The 17409-nt window shown below is 70.8% G+C and carries 13 protein-coding genes; all 13 read right to left on the bottom strand.

Annotated features, from left to right (window positions below; translation table 11 throughout):
• Nucleotides 1-96: 96 nt before the first annotated feature.
• Nucleotides 97-1704: a gamma-glutamyltransferase family protein gene (locus ACE3Q3_RS02515; RefSeq protein ID WP_374441323.1), complete on the bottom strand. Its 1608-nt coding sequence runs from the start codon at nucleotides 1702-1704 to the stop codon at nucleotides 97-99.
• 121 nt (nucleotides 1705-1825) lie between these two features.
• A complete protein-coding gene (locus tag ACE3Q3_RS02520) occupies nucleotides 1826-2863 on the bottom strand; it encodes a substrate-binding domain-containing protein (protein WP_374441326.1) in 1038 nt (345 codons plus the stop codon).
• 133 nt (nucleotides 2864-2996) lie between these two features.
• Complete coding sequence (locus ACE3Q3_RS02525) at nucleotides 2997-3977, bottom strand: ABC transporter ATP-binding protein (protein ID WP_374441329.1); 981 nt, start codon at nucleotides 3975-3977, stop codon at nucleotides 2997-2999.
• Nucleotides 3964-4983, bottom strand: coding sequence for an ABC transporter ATP-binding protein (locus ACE3Q3_RS02530; protein ID WP_374441332.1), 1020 nt, complete (start codon nucleotides 4981-4983; stop codon nucleotides 3964-3966). Before ACE3Q3_RS02530 ends, ACE3Q3_RS02525 begins: the two co-directional genes overlap by 14 nt.
• Nucleotides 4984-4987: 4 nt before the next feature.
• On the bottom strand, nucleotides 4988-5875 hold the full coding sequence (locus ACE3Q3_RS02535; protein WP_374441335.1) for an ABC transporter permease: 888 nt from the start codon (nucleotides 5873-5875) through the stop codon (nucleotides 4988-4990).
• A gap of 15 nt (nucleotides 5876-5890) precedes the next feature.
• Complete coding sequence (locus tag ACE3Q3_RS02540; protein WP_374441338.1) at nucleotides 5891-6832, bottom strand: ABC transporter permease; 942 nt, start codon at nucleotides 6830-6832, stop codon at nucleotides 5891-5893.
• A 109-nt stretch (nucleotides 6833-6941) separates the two neighbouring features.
• The gene (locus ACE3Q3_RS02545) at nucleotides 6942-8537 is read right to left on the bottom strand and encodes an ABC transporter substrate-binding protein (RefSeq protein ID WP_374441341.1); all 1596 of its coding nucleotides are present in this window, start codon (nucleotides 8535-8537) and stop codon (nucleotides 6942-6944) included.
• A 38-nt stretch (nucleotides 8538-8575) separates the two neighbouring features.
• Entirely contained in the window at nucleotides 8576-8980 is a 405-nt protein-coding gene (locus ACE3Q3_RS02550; RefSeq protein WP_374441343.1) for a Zn-ribbon domain-containing OB-fold protein, read from the bottom strand.
• A 14-nt stretch (nucleotides 8981-8994) separates the two neighbouring features.
• Entirely contained in the window at nucleotides 8995-10125 is a 1131-nt protein-coding gene (locus ACE3Q3_RS02555; RefSeq protein ID WP_374441346.1) for a thiolase family protein, read from the bottom strand.
• 56 nt (nucleotides 10126-10181) lie between these two features.
• Nucleotides 10182-12785, bottom strand: coding sequence for a CoA transferase (locus ACE3Q3_RS02560; protein ID WP_374441349.1), 2604 nt, complete (start codon nucleotides 12783-12785; stop codon nucleotides 10182-10184).
• A gap of 159 nt (nucleotides 12786-12944) precedes the next feature.
• Nucleotides 12945-13460, bottom strand: coding sequence for a peptide-methionine (S)-S-oxide reductase MsrA (gene msrA / locus ACE3Q3_RS02565; RefSeq protein ID WP_374441352.1), 516 nt, complete (start codon nucleotides 13458-13460; stop codon nucleotides 12945-12947).
• Between the two features lie 87 nt (nucleotides 13461-13547).
• Nucleotides 13548-15308, bottom strand: a complete 1761-nt coding sequence (locus tag ACE3Q3_RS02570) for a hydantoinase B/oxoprolinase family protein (protein ID WP_374441355.1) — start codon at nucleotides 15306-15308, stop codon at nucleotides 13548-13550.
• Nucleotides 15305-17404 (bottom strand): hydantoinase/oxoprolinase family protein, encoded by a 2100-nt coding sequence (locus ACE3Q3_RS02575; protein ID WP_374441358.1) that lies wholly within the window; start codon nucleotides 17402-17404, stop codon nucleotides 15305-15307. Before ACE3Q3_RS02575 ends, ACE3Q3_RS02570 begins: the two co-directional genes overlap by 4 nt.
• Nucleotides 17405-17409 lie beyond the last annotated feature (5 nt).

A 17409-nucleotide genomic window follows, 5' to 3' on the forward strand; every position in this document is an offset into this window, starting at 1 on the left:
CGGCGGTGTCGGCGACCCGCGCCCCCCGGTGTTCCGCGACCGCCCCCACCGGGCCGCCGGGCGGGGCCCCGCCCCCCGCCCCCCCCCCGTCCGCGCCTACGGGAACACCGCGTAGCCGTCGCGACGGGGATCGGCGCCGCCGGTCAGGACGCCATGGTCGGGATCGATGGCGATGCCCTGCATCCCGCCGCAGGCGAGTGCGAAGCTGTCGAGCATGGTGATCTGGTGGCCGCGGCGTCGCAGGCCCGTCACCACCTCCTCGTCGATGCGCGCCTCGAGATGGACGGCGGCGCCGTCCTGGAGGCGGGCCCGGGGCGCGGCGATCGCCTCCTGGATCGGCAGGCCGAAATCGAGATGCTGGACCAGCGCCTGCGACTGCGTCTGGCAGATGCCGTAGCTGCCGGGGGTACCGAGCGCCAGCACCGGGCGCCCGTCGGTGCGCAGCCCGATCGAGGGCGCCGTCGGCAGCGCCAGCGGCCCGCCGGGTCGCATGAAGTTGCGGCCACGCGGATCGAGCTCGCCCCAGTAGAGGAAGTTGTTCATGCAGACGCCGTAGCCCGGGATGACCACGCCCGAGCCGAACTTGGCGCCGAGGCTCATGGTGACGCAGACCACGTTGCCGGCGGCGTCGGCGACCGAGAACGAGGTCGTATGGTCGCGATCGACCCCCTCGACCTCCGGCTGCGGCTCGACCCATTGCTCGGTCGGCCCGATCACCGGCCGACCGTCGGCGACGCGCTGGCGCAGCCGGTCGACATTGGCGTCGCCGAGGATCTCGGCCAGCGCCTCGGGCGACGGGTTGTTCTTGTAGATGCGCTCGCCCGCCGCGAGCCGGATCGCCCGGAACACCGTGTCGAGATGGCGCAGCCCGTTGCGCTCCATCGCCGCGAGGTCGAAGCCCTCGAGGATGCGGAGCGTCAGTAGATACTGGAAACCCTCGCAGGGCGGCGGCAGCGTGTGGATGGCGACGCCGCGATAGGGGACGGCGATGGGATCGAGCCAGACCGGCTTCACCGCCTCGAGGTCGGCCATCGAGAGGACGCCGCCCAGCGCCTGGAGATGGGCGACCATGTCGCGGCCGAGCGCCCCGCCATAGAGGTATCCGGGACCCTCGGCCGCGATCGCCTCGTAGGTGCGGGCGAGGTCGGGCTGCTTCAGGACCGCGCCGTAGGGCAGGACGCCGGTGCCGCCGGTGTAGTTCTTCGACCAGCCGGCGAAGATGTCGGGGAAGGCCTTCAGCTCGGCGATCGACTGGCCGATGTTCTCGGCATTGTTCTCCGACACCGGAATGCCGTCGCGCGCGAGTTCGATGGCCGGCGCCAGGATTTCCGACAGCGGGCGGGTGCCGTAGGCACGGACCAGTTCGCACCAGCCGGCGAGGTTGCCCGGCGCCCCGCTCGCCATCGGCCCGCGGGCGACGTCCTTGCGCGTCAGCTTGGTGGCGTCGAACCGGGACGGCACCGGGGTGATGAAGTCGAGCGTGCGGACGCGCTTTTCGGCCGCGACATAGCAGGTCGCCATGCCCATGCCGGCGAGGCCCGACATGTAGGGCTCGGCGACGTTGAGCGTCGCCGCCGTCGCCGCGATCGCGTCGAAGGCATTGCCGCCGGCGCGCAGGATCCGCGCCCCCGCCATGGCCGCGTGCGGATTGGCGGCGGCCACCATTCCCTTGACCGAGCTGATCGTCGGACGTCTTCCGAACATCGGCAGCGTCTCCCCTCGCCGTGTTGTGCGTGAGCCCCGGTCTCCGGGAGTCCGGGCGGGGCGATGGACGAAGGCCGATGTTAGCGCGATCTCCGCCGCAGGGCAGCGAATTCGACGCCCGTCAGACGGCGATCCTGCGGCGCCGGACAGGCGTGCGCGGCACCGGCGCCGGGCCGGTGCTGCCGCGGATCACCAGCCGGACCGGAAGCTCCGGCGGCAGCTCGATCTCGCGCCCGTCGAGACGCGCCAGCAGGTAGTCGGCGGCCCAGGTGCCGATCTCGACCTTGGGCGTGAGCACGGTGGTGAGCGGCGGCACGGTGTGGGAGGTGATGTCGAGATCGCCGTTGCCGATGATCGAGAGCTGTCCGGGAACGTCGATGCCCTGGGCCCGGGCCTCGAACAGCACGCCCGAAGCCAGGATGTCGTTGCCGCAGACGATGGCGGTCGGCAGCGGACCGGCGGCGGCCAGCTGGCGGAACGCGTCGCGTCCGGCGTCAATCGAATAGTGGCGGTGGATCATCCGCCCGGGCGGCAGCGACAGGCCGTGGCGCCGCATGGCATCGGCGACGCCGAGGAGCCGGCCGGCGACCCGGTCGTTGTGGCTGGTCGAGCCGGTCACCACGGCGAAGTCGCGGTGCCCGAGACCGACCAGATAGTCGAAGACCATGTTGGACAGGGCGCGGTTGTCGTAGCCGATCGACGGATGCTCCGACCCGCGATTGGCATACCAGGCGTTGATGAAGGGCTTGCCCGTCGTCTCCAGCAGATGGACGAGGCGCCGGTCGTGCTGGCCACCGACCAGCATCAGCCCGTCCACCCCGCGCTCGACCAGCGCACGGCCGCGCTCCCATTCGCGCTGCTCGTCATATTCCGAGGTCGTGAGCAGCAGGATGTAGCCGTGTTCCTCGGCACGGCGCTGGAAGGCGTCGATGCCGCGGGCGAAGATGGTGTTGGTGAGGGTCGGGACGATCGCGCCCAGCGTGCGCGACCGGCGCGAGGCGAGCGTCCGCGCGGCGCCGTGGGCGACGTATCCGAGGTCGTCGGCGGTCGCCAGGATCCGCGCCCGGACGTCGTCGCGGACCAGCGCCGGCAGGTTGAAGGCGCGCGACACCGTCGCCGACGACACGCCGGCGGCCGCCGCGACATCGGCCAGGCGCACCTGCCCCTGCCCACAGCCGCCCGCACCCGGTTTCGGCCTCGGCGCCCTCATGCCGCGACTCGTCGCTCCCCCACCATGGCCTCGTCATAGCAGCCGCGATGCCGCGGCGCAGCATCGGCAGGCCGACCGCCGATCACCGCAGATGGCAGGCGACCGAGTGCCCTTCTCCGACGGCGTGCAACAGGGGCTCCTCCTGCCGGCAGCGCTGGACCGCATAGGGGCAGCGGGTGTGGAAGCGGCAGCCCGGCGGCGGCGCGATCGGGCTCGGCACGTCGCCCTTCAGCGTCTGGCGCTCGCGCCGCCGGCCCGGCTTCGGCAGCGGCACCGAAGCGAGTAGCGCCTCGGTGTAGGGATGCTGCGGCTGGCCGAACAGTGCCCGGCGCGGCGCCACCTCGACGATCTTGCCGAGATACATGACCGCGACCCGATGGCTGATGTGCTCGACCACCGCCAGATCGTGGGCGATGAAGAGGTAGCTCAGGCCGAACTCGGCCTGCAGGTCCATCAGCAGGTTGATGACCTGCGCCTGGACCGAGACGTCCAGCGCCGACACCGGCTCGTCGCCGATGATGAGCTTCGGCCCCAGCGCGAGCGCACGGGCGATGCCGAGGCGCTGGCGCTGCCCGCCCGAGAACTCGTGCGGATAGCGCGCCATCTGTTCCGGCCGCAGCCCGACCCGGCGGAAGAGCGCGGCGACGCGGTCGCTGCGCTCGCCGGCATTGCCGATGCCGTAGTTGACGAAGGGCTCGCCGACGATCTCGCCTGCCGGCATGCGCGGGTTGAGCGAGGAGTACGGGTCCTGGAAGACGACCTGCATCTCCCGCCGCACCGCCAGCATCTCGCCGGGGCCGAGGGTGGTGATGTCGCGCCCCTCGAGGCGGATCGACCCCGAGGTCGGCTCGATCAGCCGCAGGATGACCTTGCCGGCGGTCGACTTGCCGCACCCGCTCTCGCCGACGAGGCCGAGCGTCTCGCCGGGCCGGATCGCGAGGCTGATGCCGTCGACCGCATGGACCTTGGCCGCCGCCCTGCCGAAGAGCCCCTTGCGGATGGGGAAGTGCTTGACGAGGTCGCGGACCTCGAGGAGCGGTACGGTCGCCTCAGGCGTGGGCATGGATGGCCTCCCCGGCCCGCTCCCAGTGCCAGCAGGCGCTCCAGTGGCCCGGCCGGTTTTCGGTCAGTGGCGGGGACTGGGCGTGACAGCGTTCGTCGGCGAGCGGGCAGCGCGGCGCGAAGCGGCAGCCGGCCGGCATCGCCCGCAGCGACGGCACGATCCCCGGGATCTCGGCCAGCCGATGCGGCCGACCGGACTCCCGCAGGGACGATCCCAGCTCCGGGATCGAGCCCATCAGGCCGACCGTGTAGGGGTGGCACGGGCGCGTGAAGAGGTCGTCGACCGCGGCCTCCTCGACCTTGCGGCCGGCATACATCACCACCACCCGATGGGCCATCTCGGCGACCACGCCGAGGTCGTGGGTGATGAGGACGATCGCCGTCCCCGTCTCCTCCTGCAGGTCGCGCATCAGTTCCAGGATCTGCGCCTGGATGGTGACGTCGAGGGCCGTCGTCGGCTCGTCGGCGAGCAGCACCCGGGGGCGGCAGGCGAGCGCCATGGCGATCATCACCCGCTGCCGCATCCCGCCCGAAAGCTGGTGCGGATACTCCCGGACCCGCCGCTCCGGCTCGGGGATGCGCACCAGGCGCAGCATCTCCGTCGCCCGCTCGTAGCCCTCGGCCCAGCTCTTGCCCTCGTGCTGCCGCACCGCCTCGGCGATCTGGTAGCCGACCGTGACCACCGGATTGAGCGAGGTCATCGGCTCCTGGAAGATCATCGAGATGGCGTTGCCGCGGATGCGCCGCATCTCCGGCTCGCTCAGCCCGCCGAGGTCCCGGCCCTCGAGCAGGATGTGGCCGGCGACCCGCGAGGTCGGCGGCAGCAGCCGCATGATCGAGAGTGCCGAGACGCTCTTGCCGCAGCCGGATTCGCCGACGATGCACAGCGTCTCGCCGCGGCCGACGTCGAAGGACAGGCCGTCGACCGCCTTCAGCGCGACGCCGTCGTCGACGAACCGCGTCTCCAGTCCGCGCACGGAAAGCAATGGCGGGTTGGTGTCCGTCATGCGCTCAGCTCCGGCGCGACATCTTGGGGTCGAGCATGTCGCGCAGCCCGTCGCCCATCACGTTGATCGACAGCACCATCAGGGCGAGCGCGATGCCGGGAAACAGCACCTGCCAGAAGGCGATCTGCACATAGAGCCGGCCCTCGGCGATGATGTTGCCCCAGCTCGGGATCTCGGGCGGGGTGCCGACGCCGAGGAAGCTGAGATAGGCCTCGACCAGCACCGCGTGGGCGAAGATGTAGGTCGCCTGGACGACGAGCGGGGCCACCGTGTTGGGCAGGATGTGCCGGCGCATCAGGCGCGGGAAGCGCGTGCCGATGGCGATCGCCGCCTGGACATAGGTCTGCTCGCGGATCGACAGGACGACCGCCCGCACCAGCCGCACCACCCGCGGCACCTCGGGGATGGTGATGGCAAGGATGACGACCTCGATGCTGGCCTTGGTCAGCGCCATCAGCGCGATCGCGAGCAGGATGCCCGGGATCGCCATCAGCCCGTCCATGATCCGCATCAGGATGGCGTCGGCCAGCCGGTAGTAGCCGGCGACGACGCCGATGAGGAGGCCGAGCACGGTCGACAGCGCGGCCACCGAGAGGCCGACGATCAGCGACACGCGGGCGCCGTAGAGCATCCGGCTCAGCATGTCGCGGCCGTAGGCGTCGGTGCCCAGCAGGTAGTCCTCGTCGGGCGGCCGGAGCCGGTCGACGACGTTGAGCTCGATCGGGTCGTAGGGCGCGAGCAGCGGCGCCATCGCCGCCACCACGGCCATGCCGACGAGGATGACCCCGCCGGCGACCATCATCGGATGACGGCGGGCGATCCGCCCGAGCCGCGAGCGCGTCGCCGGAACCGCGTCCGGCCGGCCGGCGTCCTGTGCCGCGATGTCGGTCATGGGTTCTCCCGCCGGTCAGTAGCGGATGCGCGGATCGAGGACCGTGTAGGCCAGGTCGATCGCGAGGTTGATGAGGACGTAGAAGCCGGAGACCGTGAGGATCACGCCCTGGATCACCGGGTAGTCGCGGTGCAGCACGGCGTCGATGGTGAGCCGCCCGATGCCGGGGATGGCGAAGACGCTCTCCGTCACGACGACGCCGCCGATGAGCAGCGCGATGCCGACGCCGATCGTGGTGACGATCGGCACCGCCGCGTTCTTCAGCGCGTGGATGATGAGCACGCGGCCGTTGGCCAGCCCCTTGGCGCGGGCCGTGCGGATATAGTCCTCGTTCAGGATCTCGAGCACGGTCGAGCGCGTCATGCGCGCCAGCAATGCCGTGTAGACGAGCCCGAGCGCGATCGTCGGCAGGACGAGATGGGCCAGGAAGGCGCCCGGGTCCTCGCCGATGCTGACGAAGCCCTGCACCGGCAGCAGTTCCATCTCCAGCGCCAGGCCCTGGACGAGGCCGTAGCCGATGAGGAAGACCGGGAAGGAGAAGGCGAGCACGGCCACCGCCATGATCGTCTGGTCGATCCACGTACCGGCCTTCCATGCCGCGACGACGCCGAGCGGCAGGGCCAGCACCACCGAGAAGACCGTCGTGCTGATGGCGAGCGCCAGCGTCGGCTCGACGCGTTCCAGGATGAGATGCAGGACCGGCCGGTCGAGGAAGATCGACGACCCGAGGTCGCCGCCGATCAGGCGGCCGACCCACTCGAAGAACTGGATGTAGACCGGCCGGTCGAGGCCGAGCTGGCGGCGGATGTTCTCGATGTCGGTCGCCGTGGCGTTGTCGCCGGCGATGATCGCCGCCGGGTCGTCGGGGTTGAGGTGAAGGATCAGGAACACGACGACCGCGACCGTCGCCATGACCGGCACGACGGCGAGGATGCGGCGGATCACGTAGGCCCACATCGGCATTTCTCCGGGAACGGACCGGGGCGGGCACCGGCGACCGTCGGTCGCGATGCCCGGCCGGTGCCACCGCTTCCGGGCGGCGCCGGCGGCGCCGCCCGGTCGGAGCTCACTTCTTCTCGATGTTCCAGTAGACGGGAACGTTCGCCACCAGCATGCCCGTGATGTTCGAGCGGACCGCGATCGGCTGCGAATACTGCCCGATCGGCACGTACGGCACCGTCTCGTAGGCGCGGGTCTGGATCTTGTCGAGGATCGCCTTGCGCTTCGCCCGGTCCTGTTCGCGCGACCAGTCCTCGACCAGCTTGTCGAGCTCCATGTCGCAGGCCCAGCCGGGATTCGCCCGGTCGCAGCGGCTGTTGAACCAGGTGTTGGAGACCGGGTTGGCGGTGCTCGGCCCGCCGTGCGTCGTATGGAACAGGTGGTAGCCGGTCTCGTAGGGATTGCCGCGGTTGGCGCGGCGGGACAGCAGCGTCCCCCAGTCCATCGCCTGCACCTCGACGTTGAGGCCCGCCTTGCGCAGCGTCTGGATGGTGACCATCGTCATCGCATTGTACTGCGCCCGGTCGGTCGGCTGCAGGACGACGATCTTCTCGCCGTTGTAGCCGGCCTCCTTCATCAGCTGCTTGGCCTTGGCGAAATCCTGCTTGGCCAGGGGCTCCGAGCCGACCGACGTCTCGTTGTCCGAGCCGCAGAGGAAGAAGGCGCCGCAGAACTTCTTGTAGAGCTTGGGGTTACCCACCACCGCTCGCATGTAGTCTTCCTGCTTCACCATGTAGAGCAGGGCCTGGCGCGCCTTGGGATGGTTGAACGGCGGATAGAGGAAGTTCGGACGCAGGATGCCCTGCAGGCCGAGCGGCTCGATGTCGACGACCTTGATCTTCGGGTTCTTCTCGAGGATCGGGATGAAGTCGAGCGGCGGCGCCTCGAAATAGTCGACCTCGCCGGCCTGCAATGCCGACAGGCTGGTGTTGTGGTCGGGGATGTAGAGCCACTCGACGCGGTCCACCTTGGCGATCTTGGCGCCGGCGAGCGCGTCCGTCTTGTCGCTGCGCGGGACGTAGTCGGGGTTCTTGCGATAGACGACCTTGGAGCCCGGCCGCCACTCGCTCTGCTCGAAGATGAACGGCCCGGAGCCGATATATTCCTTGATCTGCTGCTGCGGGTCGGTCTTGGCGATCCGCTCCGGCATGATGAAGAGACCGGTGGTCGACTTGCCGAGCGTGTCGAGCACCAGGCCGTACTTCTCCTTCAGCGTCAGGCGGAAGGTCTTGTCGTCGACCGCTTCCAGCGTCGAGGTGAAGCTGGCGAGGCGCTGGCCCATCGCGTCGCGCTTGGCCCAGCGGGTCCAGGACGCGACGACGTCGGCCGCGGTCACCGGCTGGCCGTCGTGGAACTTCAGGCCGGGGCGCAGGGTGAAGGTGTAGACCAGCCCGTCGTCGCTGATCGTGTGCTTGTCGACCATCTGCGGCTTCGGCTCCAGCTTGGAGTCGAGGCCGTAGAGCATGTCGTAGATCAGCAGGCCGTGGCGGTTGGTGATGAAGGCCGTCGTCCACACCGGATCGAGGATCTTGAGATCGGCGTGCACCACCACCTTGAGGGTCTTCTGGGCCAGGGCCGGGGCGGCCGGGGCCAGGGCCAGCACGCCCGCCGCGACCAGCGCGCTGCGGATCGCGACGCTCCAAGTTCTGCCGGATGCCGTCATGTTCGTTCCTCCCTTCTCGTCGTTGTCACGGATGGCCCTCACGATGCCGGCCGGAACTTCGGCAGCGTGATCTCGTCGGTGATCTCCTCGAACACGACCTCGACGCGGTCGCCGACGGCGACCTCGGCACCGCCGACGAGGTTGCTGACGAAGAGCGGCCCCTCGTCGAGTTCGACGAGGCAGACGTCGTAGGGCAGGTCCCGGGCGAAGCCGTTCCAGTAGGCGCGATGGAAGGTGACCCACGAGAACAGCGTGCCGCGGCCCGACACCACCTCCCAGCCCTGGTCCTTGGACAGGCAGCTCGGGCAGACCGGGCTGGCGGGGAAGTGGCGATGCCCGCATTCGTGGCAGACCTGCACCGCCAGCTTGTGGTCCTTCGCGAGGTCCCAGAAGGGGCGGGTCAGCGGGTCGATGCGGGGCAGCGGCTTGTCGTAGGCGGTCATGGCATCCCCTCCCCTCAGCCGCGGGTGTAGATGATCGAGCGCGAGCAGGGCGTGGCGGCGACGAACTGCACGACCTCGCAGTCGGGCACCTGCCGGGCGCCGCATTCGCCGCGGAGCTGGCGCACCGCCTCGACGTTGAGCGCCCAGCCCTGCATGTAGGAGTTGGAGAGGTGGCCGCCGTCGGTGTTGGTCGGCAGCCTGCCGCCGACCTGCAGCGTGCCGCCCTCGACGAACCGGCCGGACTCGCCCTTGGGGCAGAAGCCCAGCCCCTCCAGGCTGAAGAGCACGGTCGGCGCGAAATTGTCGTAGCACATGAAGGCGTCGACGTCGGACGGGCCGACCCCGGCCATGCCGTAGACCTCGCCCGCGATCTCCTGGAGCTGCGGATACCAGAAGTCGCGCTCGAAGTTGGAGAGCGAGCCCTCGGCATAGGCCTCGCGGGCGCCGATGCCGGAGATCAGCACCGGCGGCTTCTTCAGGTCCTTCGCGCGGTCCGCCGTGGTCAGGATCATGCAGACCGCGCCGTCGTTGATGAGGCAGTAGTCGAGGAGGCGCAGCGGCAGCACGATCGGCCGCGCGTTCTCGTGGTCCTCGATGGTGATCGGCTGCTTCATCACGGCATCGGGATTGAGGCAGGCATGGCGCCGGAAGGCGACCGACACCTCGGCCAGTTGCCGCGTCGTCGTGCCGTAGAGCGCCATGTGTCGGCGGAACATCATCGCGTGGGCGGCGCCGGGCGATGTGTACCCCCAGGGGTCCCAGATGTTCGGGCTCTCGTCGCCGCCATAGTTGACGCGGCGCGAGCGGCCGATGTTGGCGTAGATCAGGGCGACATACTTGCAGAGCCCGGCATTGAGCGCCGCCACCGCCTCGATGATGCCCATCGACGACATGCGGCCGTGCGGCGGCAGCGGGATCGTCCAGCGCGGCGAGATGCCGAGGATCTCGCCCATCCGCGCGTAGTACGGGATCCGGCAGACGAGCAGCCCGTCGATCTCGTTCTTGTCGATGCCGCAGTCGGCGACGGCATTGCGGAACGCGTCCGCCCCCAGCCCGTAATCGTCGGTCTCCGGGAAGTTGCCGTAGCGGGTGTTGCCGACCCCGACGACCGCGACCTTGTCCTTCAGCGCGCGGAAATCCGACATGCGGTTCCTCTCCTGGCGGGGCGACGCCGAGCGCCGCCCTTCTCGTTGGCGTTCGCTCAGATGATGCCGTCCTCGGCCAGCCGCCGGACCTCGTCCGCCGACATGCCGAGCATCTCCATCAGGATGCGTTCGTTGTCCTCGCCGTAGCCGGGCGCGCCGCGGTCGATCGGGCCGCCGGCATAGGGCGGCGTGCGGCTCATCTTGGTCGGCACCTCGATCACCGGCCAGCGCCCGATCTTGGTGCCGGTGACCTCGGTCAGCCAGTCGAGGGCGGCAAGCTGCGGGTCGCGGTCGTAGCGGTCGGCCGCGGTCTGGCTGACCCCCGCCGGCACGCCCGCCGCCTGGAGCGCGAACATCGCCGCATAGGCGTCCTGGGTCGCCGTCCAGCCGCCGACCGCCGCGTCCAGTTCGTCCTGGTGGGCGAGCCGTGCGTCCAAGGTCGCGAAGCGACCGTCCTCCAGCCATTCGGGGTGGCCGGCATGGCGGGCGAGCGCCCGCCACTCGGGCTCCTCGAAGCAGGCGATGGCAAGCCAGCGGTCCTCGCCCCGGCAGCGATAGGCACCGTGCGGCGCCGCCGGCTTGTAGGGCGAGCGGTTGCCGTAGCGGCTCCAGACGCGGCCGTTGGCCGACCAGTCGAGGATCGCCTTGCCGGCGAGATAGATGCCGGTCTCGGTCTGCGAGGCGTCGATCCACTGCCCCTCGCCGGTGTGCTCGCGGTGATGGAGCGCGCCCAGGATGGCGAGCGCGAAGCTGTAGGCGCCCATCCAGTCGAGGTAGGAGTAGCCCCAGCCGACCGGCATCGCCGGCTCCGGCAGCCCGGACATGTCGGAGGTCCCGGCGAAGGAGGCGGCCACCGGACCGACGGTGCGCAGGCGGCCGTAGGTGCCCTGGCTGCCCATGCCGGACTGCTGGATGTAGATGATGTCGGGCCGGATGCGGCGCAGCTCGTCCCAGCCGAGGCCGAGCCGCTGCAGCACGCCCGGCGAGAAGCCCTCGGCCACGATGTCCGACTGGCGGATCAGGTCCTTGGCGATCTGCAGGCCCTTCGGGTGGCGGATGTTGAGCGACAGGCCGCGCTTGCCGGCGTTCTTGTTGTTGAACTGGCCGCCCATGTCGGCGTCCTTGACCCCGGGCAGCGGTGCCGTCGCCTTCTCGCGGGCCTCGCGGCCCCCGACCGGGGCCATCGCGGCGAGCCGCGTGTCGGGATTGGCCTTCCACTCGACCTTGATCGATTCGGCGCCGAGCGCGGCGAGGTAGCGGGTGCCGCCGGCCGAGGCCAGGAACCAGGAGAAGTCGAAGATGCGGACGCCCTGCAGGGGAAACGGCTTGCCGCGCGCCGACAGCCGCGGTGCCTCGGCGACCGGGGCCTTGGGCTGGGCCGGGACGCGGGGCGGCTCGGCCAGCACCTCGGCCGTGTGCTCGCCGACCAGCGGCGCCCGCCTGCCGACCTGCCAGGCGGTCGCCGTGCTGAGCCACTTGCTGGCGACGTAGCGGAAGGAGCGGCCGACCTCGGGATGCGCGATGTCGGCGAAGGTGCCGCGCAGCAGCCAATGCTCGTCGCCGGCGTTCTCGTGCGGCTTGCGCAAGGGGGCCCACAGCAAGCCCGCCGCCTGGGCCTCCTGCCACGGCATCTCGTCGTAGCGGAAGGCGCGGATGAAGCGCTGCATGACCTCGAAGATGTGCGCCCGCCGCTCGTCGCCGGAGCCGGAGCCCGGAATGGCGCGGGCGTTCATGTCGGCACCTTCCGCCGGCTTCTGCAGGTCGGCCTGCATCCCGTACTTCTCGAGGAAACCGTAGAGCGCCGCCTCGTCCTTGGCGCCGCCGAGATAGGTCATGAACCAGCGACCGTCCTTGGTGTGACCGATGGTCGGCGTCCGGCTCGGCGTCTCGCCGGCGTGGCGGCAGGTCATGCGGAAGAGCGGCGCCCGCCGCATCACCCACGACATCAGGTCGAGCTCGGTGTTCTTCGCCACCGCCTCGTGGACGGCGACCGAGACCTCCTGCCCCTCGCCGGTGCGGATGCGGTAGAGCAGCGCCGCCGCCAGCCCGACGGCGAGCTGGTCGCCGGCGATGTGGTAGGCGTGCCAGACCTGCGGGGCGATCGGCGGCAGGTCGTAGCGGTCGCCCGGCGCCGGGTCGTAGCCGCAGTTGGACATGACCCCGCCGAGCGCGAGATGGACGAGGTCCGAGCCCTTGAAGTCCTGCCACGGGCCGGTGTCGCCGAAGGGCGTGACGCGGCCGACGATCAGCGCCGGGAAGCGCGCCAGCATCTGCCCGCGGTCGAGGCCGATCTGGCGGTTGAGCAGGCCGCAGGTCGTGTCCAGCAGCACGTCGGCGCCGGCGAGCAGCTTCAGCAGCTCCTCGCGCCCCTCGGCCGTGTCGAGGTCGAGTGCGACAGAGCGCTTGCCGCGGTTGTAGTTCCAGAAGAAGAGCGAGCGCTCGGGATGCGCCTCGTCGTCGAGGAAGGGTCCGAGCGCCCGGGTCGGGCTGCCGCCCGGCGGCTCGACCTTGATGACGTCGGCGCCGAGCCCGGCCAGGACTAGGCCGGTATATTCGCCCAGTTCGTCGGCGACCTCGATCACCCGGACCCCGGCCAGCATGCCGGGTTTCGCCGCCGCGTTCGGCCCGGGAAGGAGCCGCTCGTCGTTCAGGGACGCCATCCGTCGCTTCCGCCCTCTCCTGGTCGCGCCGCCGCCTGGAATGGCGATCTGCAAGCGCTTTCAAGCGACGTTACGAAGAATGCATTCTATACGACAACCCCCAATCGACGCTGCGCCGCAGCAATTCGCTGCGGCGGCGCCGATCCTGGATGCGGAATGTCAGGCTGCCTGGGACCGCCGCGGCAGCTTCCAGTCGGGACGCACCCAGTGGCAGGTGTAGCCGTGGGGATAGTGCTCCAGGTAGTCCTGGTGCTCCGGCTCCGCCTCCCAGAAGTCGCCGGCGGGCGCGAGCTCGGTGACGACCTTGCCGGGCCAGAGCCCGGAGGCGTCGACGTCGGCGATGGTGTCCTCGGCCACCCGCCGCTGCTCGTCGGAGGTGTAGAAGATCGCCGAGCGGTAGCTCGGGCCGCGGTCGTTGCCCTGCCGGTTCGGCGTCGTCGGGTCGTGGATCTGGAAGAAGAACTCCAGCAGCGTGCGGAAATCGGTCTTCGCCGGGTCGAAGAGGATCTCGATCGCCTCGGCATGGGTGCCGTGGTTGCGATAGGTCGCGTTCGGGACGTCACCGCCCGAATAGCCGACCCGGGTCGAGACGACGCCCGGATAGCGCCGGATGAGCTGCTGCATGCCCCAGAAGCAGCCCCCCGCCAGGATCGCGCGCTCCAGATTCTCGGTCATGTCCTCGCTCCTTCCGCTCGGGGATGGTCACGATATGGCGCCGAAAGCGCGACGTCGCCAGGGCGATGGCGGGAACGTGAAGCGGCCCTACCTGGCCGCGCGCCGCTCCGCCCGCAAGGCCGCCGTCGCCGCGACGTCGACCGCGGGCGGCGTGCCGGCGATCACCACGCCGTACTTCTCGCGCGCATGGGCCGCCGTCACCTTGCCCTCGCGGAGGTCGGCCAGGACGCGTTCCGGAGCGCGGGCGAGCGGGTCGCCATGGCCGCCGCCGCCGGCCAGCCGCACCCGCAGCAGGTCGCCCGAATCGACCTTGGTCAGGAACTTCTGCGGGAAGGTGTCGACCCGGCCGTCGGCGCGGCGGATGTCGACCCAGGCGGGGGCGCCGGTCTCACCGCCCTCCAGCCCGTAGGGCGGGTGGTCGCGGCGGTCGGAGCGGATCTGCAGGGTCGCGCCGTCGAGCTTGAAGCGCAGGTGGCGGTCGACCGAGAGGCCACCCCGCCACTCCCCCGCCCCGCCGGTGTCGGGGACGAGCGCGTAGCGCTCGATGGCGATCGGCAGTTCCGCCTCGATCATCTCGGCCGGGGTGTTGGAATAGTTGACCAGGGTCCCGGTGCAGGCATCCATGCCGTCGCGCCACGGGCCGCCGCCCCACGAGCCGACCAGGAACTCGAGGAAGACGTGCGAGCGGCCGTCGGGCCCGTAGCCGCCGAAGCTGACCCCCACGTCGGGCGCATTGGCGCCGCAGGCCGGAATGCGGTCCGGCACCGCTTGGGCGAGCGCGCCGAAGATCGTGTCGGCGATGCGGATGCCGGTGATGCCGCGGGCGGCGACCGCGGCCGGCGCGCGCGGATTGACGATCGTGCCCTCGGGCGCGATCACCCGGATCGGCCGGAAATAGCCGGCATTGTTCGGGATCGACAGGTCGACCATCGAGCGGACGCAGGCGAGCGCGGTCGAGAGCGTGAAGGGATAGACGCAGTTGATGGCCCCCTTCACCTGCGGCGCGGTGCCGGTGAAGTCGATGGTGATCTCCTCGCCCGCGATCGTCAGCGTCACCTCGAAGCGGATCGGGTCGGGGGAGATGCCGTCATTGTCGAGATGGTCGACGAAGTGCCAGGTGCCCTTCGGCAGCTTGGCGATCTCGGCCCGGGTGAAGCGCTCGGTATAGTCGAGCAGGTCGCGGCAATGGGCGGCGAACCGGTCGGCGCCGTAGCGCTCGACGAGGTCGAGGATGCCGCGCTCGCCCTGGTTGCAGGCGGCGATCAGCGAGCGGATGTCGCCCAGCACCTTGTCCGGCACGCGGACGTTGCGCTCGATGAGGCGGAAGAGATTCTCGTCCGCCACGCCGGCGCGATGGATGCGGCAGGGCGGGATGCGCAGCCCCTCCTGGTAGACCTCGGTCGAATCGCTGGCATTGCCGCCGGGGATGCGCCCGCCGATGTCGGTCATGTGGGCGAGCGCCGCCGCGAATCCGACGCGGGCGCCGCCGGCATGGATCGGCTTCACCAGCACGATGTCCGGCAGGTGGGTCGAGCCGTCGTAGGGGTCGTTGGTGATGAAGAGGTCGCCCGGCCCGATATCGTCGCCGAACTGGTTCATCACCGCCCGGACGGCGAAGGGCATGGCGCCGAGATGGAACGGCAGGCAGGTGCCCTGGGCGATGAGTTCGCCCTTGCCGTCGAAGAGCGCGGTCGAGAAGTCGAGCGCCTCCTTGACGACGAACGAGCGGGCGGTGCGCGCGACCGTCAGCGCCATCTCGTCGGCGATGGTGGCGAGCGCGTTCTTGACGAGGTCGCGGGCGAAGGGGTCTTCGGCCGCCGTGCGAGCGGTCACCGGAATGTCGTTCATCGGGCGCCTCCTGCGGCGCGCAGTTCGATCTCGAGGACGTCCCAGAGGATGCGGCGGACGCGGGCGCCGGGCGGGACGACGGTGGTGCTGTCGTATTCCTCGACCAGCAGCGGCCCCTCCTCCCAGTTCGGGCCGATGGCGCGCCGGCCGACCACCTGGGCCTCCAGCGTGCCGTGCTCCGGCCCGAAATGGACCATGCGGCGCCCCTCCGGCGCCCGCGCGCCGAGCGCCGGCTGGACGGCGAGGCTGTCCGGCACGCGGGGGCCCGAGGATAGGCCGCGCGCCACCAGCCGCAGGTTGACGATCTCGGCCACCTCGTCGGCGGAGTGGTAGCCGTAGGTCGCCTCGTGCGCCCGGTCGAAGTCGGCGCGCAGCACCTCCTCGGCCGGGCCGTCGTCGCGGAGCGACAAGGTCAGTTCCGAGTTCTCGCCGAGATAGCGCAGGTCGGCCAGCCGCTCGAAGCGCATCGCGTCGGGCGCATAGCCGTCCTCGGCCAGCGCCGCCCGGCCCTCGGCCTCGAGCGCCGCATAGGCCGCCTCGAGCAGCGCCGGGTCGATGCCGTCGAGCCGGTGCTTCCAGGTGCGGACATAGTGGTGCTCGGTGTCGGGGAAGAGCATACCGAGCGCGCTGAACAGGCCCGGCACCGGCGGGATCAGGATGCGGCCGACATCGAGCGAGGCGGCCAGTGCCGCGGCGTGGATCGGCCCGTTGCCGCCGAAGGCGAGCACCGAGAAGTCGCGCGGATCGCGGCCGCGCTCGGTCGAGACGGCGCGCAGCGCACGGGCCATCGCAGCATTGGCGACGCGGTGGACGCCCCAGGCCGCCGCCTCGAGGTCGAGGCCGAGCGGCCCCGCGACATGCTCGGCCATCGCCCGGCGCGAGCGTTCGGCGTCGATCGGGATGCTGCCGCCGGCGAGATAGGCGGGGTTGACGAACCCGAGCACGACGTTGGCGTCGGTCACGGTCGCGAGCGTGCCGCCCAGGCCGTAGCAGGCCGGGCCCGGCACGGCGCCCGCGCTCTCCGGCCCGACGCGCAGGCCGCCCCCGGCGTCGATGCGCACGAGGCTGCCGCCCCCCGCCCCGACTTCGGCGATGTCGATGGCGGGTGCGCGGACATGATAGCCGCCGCCGTTCAGCAGGCGTCCGGCGACGTTGATGCCGCCGCCCACCTCGAGCGAGCCGACGCGGTCGAAGCGCCCCTGCGCGACGAGGGCCGCCTTGGCAGTCGTCCCGCCCATGTCGAAGGCGATGAGCGGCCGGCCGCCGAGGCGCCGCGACAGTTCGGCCGCACCGACCACGCCCGCCGCCGGCCCCGATTCGATGAGGTGGATCGGCCGGGTCGAGGCCGCCTCGACGCCCATCGCGCCGCCGCTCGACTGCATGACGCGCAGCGGCGCCGCGATCCCGAGCCCGCCGAGCCCGGCCGTCAGAAGCCGCAGGTAGCGCGAGACGACGGGCATGACGTAGGCGTTCACCACCGTCGTGCTGGTGCGCTCGTACTCCTTGATCTCCGGCAGCAGCGCGCTCGACAGGCAGACCGGCAGGCCCGGCGCCCGCTCGGCCACCAGCGCCGCCAGCCGCTCCTCGTGGACGCCCGAAGCATAGGCGTTGAGGAGGCAGATCGCGATCGCGTCGACGCCCTGTGCGACCAGCGCATCGATGGCGGCGCGCGCCGCCGCCTCGTCGAGCGGCCGCTCGAGCCGGCCCTCGGCGTCGATCCGCTCCGGCACCTCCTGGCGCCGGGCGCGGTCGACGAGCGGCGCCGGTTTCTGCCAGTTGATGTCGTAGAGGACCGGCATCCGCAGCCTCCGGATCTCCAGCACGTCGCGGAAGCCCTCGGTCGTCAGCAGCCCGACGCGGGCACCCTTGCCTTCGAGGATGGCGTTGGTCGCGACCGTGGTGCCGTGCACGACCTGGTCGACGCCGGCGGCCGCGGCGCGGCCGGCCGCGAAGACCGAGGCCAGTCCCTCGGCGATGCCGCGGCTGTAGTCGTCGGGGGTGGACAGCACCTTGGTCGTCAGCACCTGCCCGTCGGGGGCGAGGAAGACGAGGTCGGTGAAGGTGCCGCCGATGTCGATGCCGAGGCGATATTCCATGATGC

The sequence above is a fragment of the Allostella sp. genome (assembly GCF_041913585.1).
Classification (GTDB): Bacteria; Pseudomonadota; Alphaproteobacteria; order ATCC43930; family Allostellaceae; genus Allostella.

Bases quoted from the DNA above. Each gene is read 5' to 3' on its own strand.
- ACE3Q3_RS02515 (WP_374441323.1), bottom strand. From the start codon at position 1,704: ATGTTCGGAAGACGTCCGACGATCAGCTCGGTCAAGGGAATGGTGGCC.
- ACE3Q3_RS02525 (WP_374441329.1), bottom strand. From the start codon at position 3,977: ATGCCCACGCCTGAGGCGACCGTACCGCTCCTCGAGGTCCGCGACCTC.
- ACE3Q3_RS02530 (WP_374441332.1), bottom strand. From the start codon at position 4,983: ATGACGGACACCAACCCGCCATTGCTTTCCGTGCGCGGACTGGAGACG.
- ACE3Q3_RS02535 (WP_374441335.1), bottom strand. From the start codon at position 5,875: ATGACCGACATCGCGGCACAGGACGCCGGCCGGCCGGACGCGGTTCCG.
- ACE3Q3_RS02540 (WP_374441338.1), bottom strand. From the start codon at position 6,832: ATGTGGGCCTACGTGATCCGCCGCATCCTCGCCGTCGTGCCGGTCATG.
- ACE3Q3_RS02545 (WP_374441341.1), bottom strand. From the start codon at position 8,537: ATGACGGCATCCGGCAGAACTTGGAGCGTCGCGATCCGCAGCGCGCTG.
- ACE3Q3_RS02550 (WP_374441343.1), bottom strand. From the start codon at position 8,980: ATGACCGCCTACGACAAGCCGCTGCCCCGCATCGACCCGCTGACCCGC.
- ACE3Q3_RS02555 (WP_374441346.1), bottom strand. From the start codon at position 10,125: ATGTCGGATTTCCGCGCGCTGAAGGACAAGGTCGCGGTCGTCGGGGTC.
- ACE3Q3_RS02560 (WP_374441349.1), bottom strand. From the start codon at position 12,785: ATGGCGTCCCTGAACGACGAGCGGCTCCTTCCCGGGCCGAACGCGGCG.
- msrA (WP_374441352.1), bottom strand. From the start codon at position 13,460: ATGACCGAGAATCTGGAGCGCGCGATCCTGGCGGGGGGCTGCTTCTGG.
- ACE3Q3_RS02570 (WP_374441355.1), bottom strand. From the start codon at position 15,308: ATGAACGACATTCCGGTGACCGCTCGCACGGCGGCCGAAGACCCCTTC.
- ACE3Q3_RS02575 (WP_374441358.1), bottom strand. From the start codon at position 17,404: ATGGAATATCGCCTCGGCATCGACATCGGCGGCACCTTCACCGACCTC.